The organism is Kocuria sp. CNJ-770 (assembly GCF_001942375.1).
In the GTDB taxonomy this organism is placed as follows: Bacteria; Actinomycetota; Actinomycetes; order Actinomycetales; family Micrococcaceae; genus Kocuria; species Kocuria oceani.
In genome coordinates, this window is record NZ_MKJW01000158.1 from 1 (window position 1) to 9639 (window position 9639).

Genomic DNA, 9639 nt, shown 5'->3' on the forward strand with positions numbered 1-9639 from the left:
CCCCTGATCCGCTGAACGCCACACGATGCCGGCACGGACACGGAGGGGCCAAGGGCCTCGGACGTGTTGCGGGACGTCGGATCGATCAACAGTCTCGAGAACGGCATCAGCGCAGAGCGAGAAGACTCTGCCTTTGACACCTGGACCTGCATCGATGACGGCGGGGGTGCTGAGAACCGGAGTCCTCAGCACCCCCGCCGTCGTCGTTGGGCGTGATAGAGGGGTCAGGCCGGGATGGTGGCCGTGTCGATGACGAAGCGGTAGCGCACGTCACTGGCGACCACCCGGTCGTAGGCCTCGGTCACGTCGTCGGCACCGATGATTTCGATCTCGGCCCCGATGCCGTGCTGGGCGCAGAAGTCCAGCATCTCCTGGGTCTCACGGATTCCACCGATATTGGATCCGGCCAGGCTGCGGCGCCCGCGCACGAGGGAGAAGACGCTGAACGCCTGTGCATCCTCGGGCAGCCCGACGTAGACCAGGGAGCCGTTGACCCGCAGCAACCCCAGCAACGCGTCGACGTCAAGGTCGGCCGAGACGGTATTGAGGATGAGGTCGAAGCTGCCGCGCAACTGGTGGAAGGTGGCCTCGTTCTTCGTGGCGTAGTAGTGCTCGGCGCCGAAGCGCAGACCGTCCTCCTGCTTCGACAGCGACTGGGACAGCACGGTCACTTCCGCGCCCATGGCGCGAGCGATCTTCACGGCCACGTGGCCCAGCCCGCCCATCCCCACCACAGCGACCTTCTGGCCCGGGCCCGCACCCCAGTGCTTCAGCGGGGAGTAGGTGGTGATGCCCGCGCACAACAGCGGGGCCGCCACATCAAGGGCGAGATTCTCGGGGATGCGCAGAACGTAGTCTCATCGGCGACGATCTGCGTGCTGTACCCACCGTAGGTGGCTTCCCCGGAGTACTGGCGACCGTTGTACGTGGCCACCATCCCGCGGGTGCAGAACTGCTCCTCCCCGGCCAGACAGTTCTCGCACTCCCGGCAGGAGTCCACGAAGCAGCCGATGCCGACCCGATCACCCACGGCATGGGCGGTGACCTTCTCTCCCACAGCCGCGACCACGCCGGCGATCTCGTGGCCGGGAACCATGGGGAAGATCGCCTGTCCCCATTCCTGCCGGGCCTGGTGGATGTCGGAGTGGCAGATACCGGCGTAGGCGATGTCGATCAGCACATCGTGGGAGCCGAGGTCGCGGCGTTCGATCGTGCCGCGCTCGAAGGGAGCGCCGACACTCGGGGCGAGCAGGGCGGGAACGGACGTGGGCACAGCAGCCTCCTGGGGTTGGGCGGTCAAGAAATGGACAGGACGTCAGATGGCGTACTCGTACTGGACGGGCACCCGGGCCGGACCGGAGAGCTCAGCGGCGGCATGGTTGGCCCAGTACGGGTCCCGCAACAGTTCCCGGCCCAGCAGCACGACGTCGGCCCGGCCCTCGGCCACGATGGCCTCGGCCTGTCGGGGGTCGGTGATCAGCCCGACCGCGCCGGTGGGCAGCCCGGTGGAGGTGCGCACGGCCTCGGCGAAGGGAACCTGGTAGCCCGGGGTGACAGGAATGCGCACATGCGGCACCATCCCACCGGTGGAGGTGTCGAGCAGGTCCACCCCGTGGTCCTTCAGCAGCCCGGCCAGACGCACGGTGTCCTGCCCGGTCCAGGCTTCGGTCCCCTCGGCCTCGTGCACCCAGTCGGTGGCCGAGACCCGGAAGAACACCGGCAGCTCCGCCGGCCACACGCCCCGGACCGCGTCGACCACCTCCAGAACCAGACGGGCGCGGTTCTCGAAGGACCCGCCGTAGTCATCGACACGCCGGTTGGCCACCGGGGAGAGGAAGGAGTTGAGCAGGTACCCGTGAGCCCCGTGGATCTCCACCGCCTGGAACCCTGCGGCAGAGGCTCGCCGCGCAGCAGCGGCGAAGTCCTCCACCAGAACCCGGATCTCCTCCACGCCCATTTCCTGCGGAGCGGGCAGGTCGCCGAAGGCCTGCGGGCTGGCAGCCACCGTGGGCCATCCGCCCGCGGACTCGACCACCGCACCGCCACCGCGCCACGGGCGATCCGTGGAGGCCTTGCGCCCGGCATGGGCCAGCTGGATCGCCGGCACCGCCCCCTGGGCGGAGATCGCGGCCGTGAGGCCGGTGAACGCCTCCTGCTGCGCCTCGTTCCACAGCCCCAGGTCCCACGGGGTGATGCGCCCCTCGGGGCGCACTGCGGTGGCCTCGACCATCACCAGACCCACCCCACCGGCTGCTCGGCTGACCAGGTGCTGGAAATGGAAGTCGGTCGGAACCCCGGCCTGCGGCCCGTCGGCCTCGGCCGAGTACATGCACATCGGGGACATCCACACCCGGTTGGGCACGGTGACTGACCGCAGGGTGATCGGTTCGAACAGGGCGCTCATGGGCGCGTTCCTTCCGTCGCAGGACTGGCGGATCATCTCGCAGGCGCCGTCGCCTGGTACGTCGACCACCGTACTACGACAGAGGACGTAGTACGAAGGCTCTCGTAGACTGTGGCCACCGCGACAGAAAGGGGAATCCGTGCCCACCACGCCATCTGCCCGGATGATTGCGCATCCGGCCCGGGAGGAGATCACCCTGGAAGCCGTGCTCGCTGCCCTGGCCGACCCGGTGCGCCTGCGCATCGTGGGCGACCTCGCCGCCGGCCACACCGAGATGGCGTGCGTGTCCTTCCGTCTTCCGGTGACCAAATCCACCGCCACCCACCACTTCCGCGTGCTGCGCGAGGCGGGTCTGATCCGTCAGTCCTACCAGGGCACCTCGCGCATGAACGCCCTGCGCCGGGACGACCTCGAGGCCCTGTTCCCCGGTCTGCTGGACACCATCCTGGCCGTGGCGAGGCAGCACGGGAGTCCCCCACTTCAGCCTTGAGGAACAGTCGAGCTTCGTGACTCCTGCGCGGTCTCCGGCAGACCGGTTCGCCGGCTCCGTCAGACGGTCGCGTCATCAGTCCCGGTGTCGGCTGACGACAATCTTCCCGATAGCCGTTCCAGCGGCGACCAGCTGGTGGGCTGCACGAAGTCCTTCGGCGTCCAACCCGGGTATCACGGTGGTCACGGTGCTGCGCACCGTGCCGTCGTCCACCAGGCGGGCGACTTCGTCGAGGAGGTTGCCCTGCTCGATCAAGTCGGAGGTGGCGAACATCGATCGGGTGAACATGAGTTCCCAATGCCAGGTGATGGACTTGGCCTTGAGAGGCAACAGGTCCAAGGCATCCGGGTCGTCGATCGCAGTGATCTGAGCGAACGGCTTGGTGATTTCCGCGAAGGCCTGGACATTTCCTGCCGAATGCGCAGTGAACACATAGTCGACCCCCTCAGGGACCAGATCCTGAGTCTCTTCGGTGAGGTTGCGATGATCAACGACATGATCAGCCCCGAGGGAAACGACCCATTCACGGGTCTCAGGGCGCGCGGCGGTGGCGATGACGGTCAACCCGGTGAGCTTCTTCGCCAGTTGAATGAGAATCGAGCCGACACCTCCGGGGGCTCCGACCACGAGAAGGGTTCCAGTGCTGTCGGCCGTGAGACGGAAGCGGTCAAACAGGCTTTCCCAGGCCGTGATAGCGGTCAGCGGAAGAGCTGCTGCAGCTGGGTGCTCCAGTGTGGTGGGCTTGTGTCCCACGATGCGCTCATCGACAGCGTGCAGGTCGGCGTTCGTGCCCGGCCGGGTGATGTCGCCGGCGTACCACACCTCGTCCCCGACGGTGAAGCGGGTCACCGCCGATCCCACCGCCTCGACCACGCCAGAGGCGTCCCAGCCCAGTTGTCGGGTGCCGCTGGACATCGCATCGCGGGACTTGATGTCCACGGGATTGACCGACACCGCGTGAACGCGGACGAGGAGGTCGTGCGGACGCAGGTCCGGAATCGTGACGGTGCTGGTGAGGAATGCGCCTGGGTCGTCCAATTCCCGCCCTGCTTGGGCGAGGTAGGCGGTGGTGGTCGTGACAGCCGGCTGAGGACTGGTCATGGGTTTCCTCCCTGGTGAGACAGGTCAACACGAGCGTTAGTGCACCCATCCTCTCCCTCAACCCGGTGAACGGCACATCGCGATCCGGCGGCCCACCCCGCCCCCCTTCACGCCGGCTCTCGGGCTTGCCGGCGTCCAGAGGCCCCGAACGCTGCGATCGGCGCCCTCGACGCGGCCCGCGAAAGCCACCCCGGCCTTGACCCCAGCGTGAGCTGCTCCCAGCCCAGCCGGGGACCGACCATGCTGAACCTGCGCCCCACCGGACAGTCCCAGGTGACCGGTAGTCGGCCATGTGCAAGGTGCCGGGTGTCCGGCCTCGCCGCGAACACTCCGCGCACCATCGAGCCGCCGCTGGTGCCACCATGGAGCCCGCCCTCATCGAGGCGTCCGGCAACCGGCCACATCTCACGTCAGGTGGCCACTGACATCCGGACATTGCGGAATCACGAGCGGCGGTCTCGCTCTGCTCCACCCCCTATGCGCCGGGATCACGATCCTCGGTCTGCTGCCAGATCCGATGGCGGGTCGTCCACCGTGGGCCCTGGTCCAGCAGAGGGCTCTTTCGTGCACCACGTCGAAGGAGACGCCGATGGGACTCGCGAACAGCATCGGCGCCACGACCGACCGGGCGGTGGGTGCGGCCAAGGACAGGCTCGGCGCGGCCACCGGCAACGCGGAGCTGCAGGCGCAGGGGCTGGCGCAGAACGCCGTGGGCCGAGCCGGAGGCCATGGTCAGGACGTCGAGGGCGCCGCCCGGGACATCGTGGAGGACCAGGAACGGCCCGCCCCCCTCCAGCACGACTGTCCGGCAGAGAGAATCCGGCACCACAAGCCGCAGGTGCGCACCGGCACCCGCCCCATCCCGCCTCCGTGGACGAGACCGGCTGGACGGGCGAGGCCACTGCCCCGACGATGATGCCTTCGGCGGTGCCTGGCCGGCAGCCGCCGCCCGGGCCACCAGATCCGCCATCGCCGTGGGGTCGTCGGTCTCCACGGCGGGGCAGCCGGCGGCGAGGCCCAGGACCTCGTGCAACAGGCTGATCGGTCCCGAGCCACGGAGGAAGGCCAGGCGCAGGGCCATGTCCAGCTCCTCGGCCGCCGCCCACGCCTGGGCCTTGGCCGCGTGCACGGCCTCGTTGGCCAGCAGCGAGGTGATCGGCCACATCGAGGGGTCGTCCTGCCAGGGCTTCCCGCCCAGCTCCGGGTCCAGCGCCCCGACCACCGGTGGCGGGGCCACCCGCGGGGGTTCGGTGCGGGACAATCCGCCCGAGCGGGTCTACCGTCATGGCATGAGCCTCATCATCAGAAAGCTGATTATCGGGCTGGGGGTGGTCCTGGTGCTGGTGGCCACCGGGTGTGCGGCCTCCTACCCGGCCGACCCGCACAAGACGCTGGAGCGGGTCACCGGATCGGTGCTGCGGGTGGGGATCTCGCACAACGAGCCCTTCGTCTCCGTAGAGCACCCGGCCCCCTCGGGGCGGGAGGTGGCGCTGGTGGAGGACTACGCGAGCACCCTGGACGCCGAGGTGGAGTGGACCGCCGATGGGGAGGAAGAGCTGGTGGACCAGCTCGAGCACGGGGACCTGGACATGGTCATCGGCGGGCTCACCGACAAGACCCCCTGGAAGCAGAAGGTCGGGCTCACCCGCCCCTACACGCAGACCGTCGACGAGTTCGGCCAGACCGAGAAGCACGTGATGGCCGTGCGCAAGGGCGAAAACGCCTTCCTGCTGGACCTCGACGAGTTCCTGCAGACCCGGGGAGGGCAGCAGTGATGGGCACCAAGCACAACGTCGACGACGAGCCGCTGCCCGAGGAGATCGCCCGGGATCTGCGCAAGGCGGTACGCCTGGAGTGGATCACCATCGTGTCCCTGGTGTTCATCGTCGGGCTGGTCTACGCGGTGATGGGCAACTCCCAGGCGATGAAGACCGCCTGGATCGAGGACATGCTCTCCTTCATCCCCCCGATCGCCTTCCTCATCGGAGTGCGCATCACCCGCCGCCCCGCCACCGCCGAACGGCCCTTCGGCTACCACCGGGCCATCGGGATCTCCCACGTGGTCGCGGCCACCGCCCTGGTCGTGATGGGCGGATACCTCATCGTGGACTCGGCCATCGCCCTCGTCACCGTCGACCACCCCACCATCGGCGGGATCCAGCTCTTCGGCACCACCATCTGGCTGGGCTGGCTGATGATGGCCGCCATGGTGGCCACCGCGATCCCCCCGGTGATCCTGGGCCGGAAGAAGCTGAAGCTCGCCCCAGGCCTGCACAACAAGGTCCTCTACGCGGACGCGGACATGAACAAGGCCGACTGGATGACCTCGCTGTCGGCCCTGGTAGGGGTGGCCGGGATCGGGCTGGGCTGGTGGTGGGCCGACGCGGCAGCGGCGATCGTCATCGCCACCTCCATCCTCAGGGATGGGATCACCAACCTGCGCGCAGCCGTGGCCGGGCTGATCGACGCCCGCCCCACCAGCGTGGACAACAAGGAGCCGCATCCGCTGCTGGGCGAGATCGACGCCTACCTGCGGTCCCTGGACTGGGTGCACACCGCCGCCGCCCGGGTCCGTGACGAGGGCCAGGTCTTCCATGTGGAGGGATTCGTGGTCCCCAAACCCCTGGAGACCGCGACCCCCGAACGGCTGGAGGCCGCCCGGGCCGGTCTGCTGGGCCTGGACTGGAAGATCCGCGACGCCGTCGTGGCCACCGTCCCGAAGCTGCCGGACGTCCTCGAGCGGCACGCCCCCCGGGCCTGAGCGCCGAGCACGGTCCTCATCACAGACCACGCACCGCCTGGTCACCACCTGTGCCCGCCTCGGGTCGGCCGGACGGGGTTGCGTCACGGTCGCGAGGCGCATGCCACGGGGGCCGTCGCGGATGAGTGCCGCCCGGCCGGGTCGGTCATCGCGGGCGGGTCTCGGGGTGGAGCCGGATCCGGCCCCACAGCTGACCGCTGGACGGGGCGGGCACCAGCCCCAGGCGGGCGGTGAGCTCGTTGGCGGCCCAGGCCAGGGCGTCACGCTCTGCGGCCGGCAGCATCAGGGCGCTGTGGATCTAGGCCTCGACCTCGTGCTCACCGACCGTGCCACCGGCGTGCACGTACCGCGACCACACCTCTCTTGGCGGCAGACGGGCCTGTCCGAGCAGCCGGCCCAGCCGGTAGGCCTGGACCATGGCTACGACGCCCTCTTCCATGCGGATCCTCTTCGAGCCCGGGCACGCCCCGCAACGGGGCGCCGGTCGGTGACGGAGGGCCGTCTGCTGGACCTGCACAGCAGTCTGCGTCGGGCCCGCTCCCGGCTCAACTCGGTGACGTCGCAGGGCCCAGAGCGGCGTTCTGTCAGCACCCACGGCCTCGGTCCACAGTGTTTCCTGCGCCCATGCCTGTCCGTGATCGGCCCCCGCAGACCTCGGCTGCGCGGTGCAGGTGTTGCGCCCAGGGCAACAAGACCCCGGGCCCCTGTTCCGTCTGCGGCACCGGCACCGGCACCGAGGTGATCGATAGAGCGAAGGACGGGAACGGTAGCTCTCAGGGAGTGAACTGCAGCACGGGGCCGCCCTGAGGGCGGGTGGGCATGCGGTGCAGATCGAAGCTCATGCCGGCGTCCTCCGCGGTCCAGTCGCGCCCGGCCAGGTGTGCCGCGGTCACCGCCATCAGCCCCACCGTGATGTCTTCCCCAGGGCACCGGTGTCCGGCCTCGGCCGAGCCGCCGCCCTGGGGGACGAAGTTCTCGATCGCGGTCGGGTCCAGGTCCAGGAACCGCTCCGGATCGAAATCAGCGGGACGCTCCCACTCGCCGGGGTCGTTGTTGGTGCCCAGGATGTCCAGCAGCACCCGCTGACCGGTGCGGATCTGCTGCCCACCCCACTGCATGGGACAGCGGGCCCGGGCGGGAAGCATCGGCACGAACGGATACACCCGGCGCACCTCGTGGGCGAAGGCACGGGCCAGGGGGCCTCCCACCGTGGTGCCCCGCTCGGTGGTCTCAGCGCGCAGGCGTGCGACCCAGTCCGGGTGCTCGTGCAGGGCCAGCGCGATGAACGCCGCGAAGCGGCTGACCGCGATCGTGGGACGGACCATGTTCTGCAGCTCCACACCGGCGGTGTGCTCGTCCAGCAGCTGCCCGTCCGCATCACGGTGGGCCGCGACCAGATCCAGCGCGGGCGCCTGCCCTGCTCCCTGCCCGGCGCAGCCCTCGTCCGTGCGGGCCCGGGTGATCAGGCCCTTCGCCCAGGCGTCGCTGTCGCGGCGGGCGAGCATCGCCCGGACCCACGGGGGCCCGGGCACCCCGAAGCCCTCGACGATCGCCGCCAGTCGCTGCGCCCGGTCCTCCATCTGGGGGGTGTCCATGCCGGTGCCCGCCCAGGACAGCACCGCGCGGCCGAAGACCCCCACCGAGGCCTCGTAGACATTGAGCGTCCCAGCGCCCTCCAGCACCCGGGCCCATTCCCGGTCCACCTCCGCCACCAGGACCTCGACCCGCTCGGGCGTAGTGGCGTGCAGGAACAACTGCTTGCGGTGCCGGTGGGAGTCGTCGTCGAGCCCGTGCACGGTTCCGCGCCCGAACAGCGGCGCTTTCACCGCCAGCGGCATCGCCCCGGCCCGGCGGAACTTGTCGGTGTCGTAGAAGAAGCGCACCGCCTCCGTTCCACGGATCAGCAGCGCCGGCCCGCCCATCAGCTTCAGCGGCGCAGCCCGGGTCGCGAGGTTGCCGATCCGGGCGCGCACCGTGTCGGCGAAGGTGTATCCGTCCCGCAGCAGATCTAGGGTGCGGTCGCTCACGCGAGTGTGCGCATGGACGATTCTCATGGGATCTCCGATCGTTGAACGGTGTCGATGGTCGGCCGGGAACGTTCGTGATGCCGGGTTCCTCATCGTAGTGATGCCCCTTGTCCGCCCCACGCCCCGGGGATGAAGGCGGACACCGCACCGAGGTCCTGCCCCGAACCGCACGGACTCCCCAGAACGACGAAGCCCCTGACAGGGCCATATGAAGAGCCCGCGGCGAGGGCCGCTGGCCTGACGCGCATGGTGCAGGAGCCGTTCTCTGGGGGGCGGTCCGAACACCGGGTGTGGGGCGCCGTCAGTGCAGGTCGCGCAGCCGGCAGCAGCGCCGGCCGGTCAGGGTGCCGTTGATCCGTACTCCCACCCGCACCGCGCCCGGACACACCGTCCCGGCGGCCACGATCCGGGGCGTCTACGCGGCATCGAGGGCGCGCAGCGGTGGGATCGACCCGTGCGGGCGGTGGGCCCGCCCAGGTGGATCTGCTTCGTGCTCATCCCCTCGCTGCGGCCCTGTGCCCGGGCTGCAGCGCCGCCGCGGTGTTCCTGGGTGTTCTGCAGTGGTGGGGCCGGGCATCATCCCATTTCGCACGACCTCTGCTGCCCGGCAGCAGGAGGTGCCCGCCCGTCCCGCATGACACGGAACGGACGGGCACAGCCGGGAGTCTTCCCGAGCACGGTGCGGTCAGGCCGGTCGGTGCCGGGACGGCGGACTGCTCGCCGCTGTCGTGCTCCCCTGCCTGGAACTGCTGGTCAGTAGGCCGGACCGGTGGTGTTGTGCGTGGCGCTGCGGTCGTGGGTGTCGCGGCGCAGGAAGGACAGGCCCACCATGGTCACGCCCAGGAACAGGTGCAGC

The 9639-nt window shown here is 69.7% G+C and carries 9 protein-coding genes and 1 pseudogene; 4 read left to right on the forward strand and 6 right to left on the reverse strand.

The window, feature by feature from the left end; genetic code table 11:
* Window positions 1-224 precede the first annotated feature (224 nt).
* Window positions 225-1273: pseudogene (locus BJF77_RS18550) on the reverse strand (NAD(P)-dependent alcohol dehydrogenase).
* A 42-nt stretch (window positions 1274-1315) separates the two neighbouring features.
* Window positions 1316-2404, reverse strand: coding sequence for an NADH:flavin oxidoreductase/NADH oxidase (locus tag BJF77_RS18555; RefSeq protein WP_075873094.1), 1089 nt, complete (start codon window positions 2402-2404; stop codon window positions 1316-1318).
* Between the two features lie 163 nt (window positions 2405-2567).
* Between BJF77_RS18555 and BJF77_RS18560 the strand changes: the two genes are divergently transcribed.
* Window positions 2568-2894, forward strand: coding sequence for a helix-turn-helix transcriptional regulator (locus tag BJF77_RS18560; RefSeq protein ID WP_082157477.1), 327 nt, complete (start codon window positions 2568-2570; stop codon window positions 2892-2894).
* Window positions 2895-2969: 75 nt separating this feature from the next.
* Here the strand turns inward: BJF77_RS18560 and BJF77_RS18565 are convergent, their stop codons facing one another.
* Window positions 2970-3995, reverse strand: coding sequence for a zinc-binding alcohol dehydrogenase family protein (locus tag BJF77_RS18565; protein ID WP_047804264.1), 1026 nt, complete (start codon window positions 3993-3995; stop codon window positions 2970-2972).
* A gap of 589 nt (window positions 3996-4584) precedes the next feature.
* Here BJF77_RS18565 and BJF77_RS20915 point away from each other — a divergent pair.
* From BJF77_RS20915 to BJF77_RS18580, 3 genes are all read left to right on the forward strand, one after another.
* The gene (locus tag BJF77_RS20915) at window positions 4585-4911 is read left to right on the forward strand and encodes a CsbD family protein (RefSeq protein WP_187347299.1); all 327 of its coding nucleotides are present in this window, start codon (window positions 4585-4587) and stop codon (window positions 4909-4911) included.
* Between the two features lie 163 nt (window positions 4912-5074).
* Window positions 5075-5770, forward strand: coding sequence for a transporter substrate-binding domain-containing protein (locus tag BJF77_RS18575; protein WP_255396364.1), 696 nt, complete (start codon window positions 5075-5077; stop codon window positions 5768-5770).
* The gene (locus BJF77_RS18580) at window positions 5770-6756 is read left to right on the forward strand and encodes a cation diffusion facilitator family transporter (RefSeq protein WP_075873096.1); all 987 of its coding nucleotides are present in this window, start codon (window positions 5770-5772) and stop codon (window positions 6754-6756) included. The genes BJF77_RS18575 and BJF77_RS18580 overlap by 1 nt, the downstream gene beginning before the upstream one ends.
* Before the next feature lie 145 nt (window positions 6757-6901).
* Here the strand turns inward: BJF77_RS18580 and BJF77_RS20735 are convergent, their stop codons facing one another.
* From BJF77_RS20735 to BJF77_RS18585, 3 genes are all read right to left on the reverse strand, one after another.
* On the reverse strand, window positions 6902-7039 hold the full coding sequence (locus BJF77_RS20735; protein WP_158041327.1) for a hypothetical protein: 138 nt from the start codon (window positions 7037-7039) through the stop codon (window positions 6902-6904).
* A 15-nt stretch (window positions 7040-7054) separates the two neighbouring features.
* A complete protein-coding gene (locus BJF77_RS20740; RefSeq protein ID WP_158041329.1) occupies window positions 7055-7195 on the reverse strand; it encodes a hypothetical protein in 141 nt (46 codons plus the stop codon).
* Window positions 7196-7529: 334 nt separating this feature from the next.
* Entirely contained in the window at window positions 7530-8783 is a 1254-nt protein-coding gene (locus BJF77_RS18585; protein ID WP_158041331.1) for a cytochrome P450, read from the reverse strand.
* Between the last annotated feature and the right edge of the window lie 856 nt (window positions 8784-9639).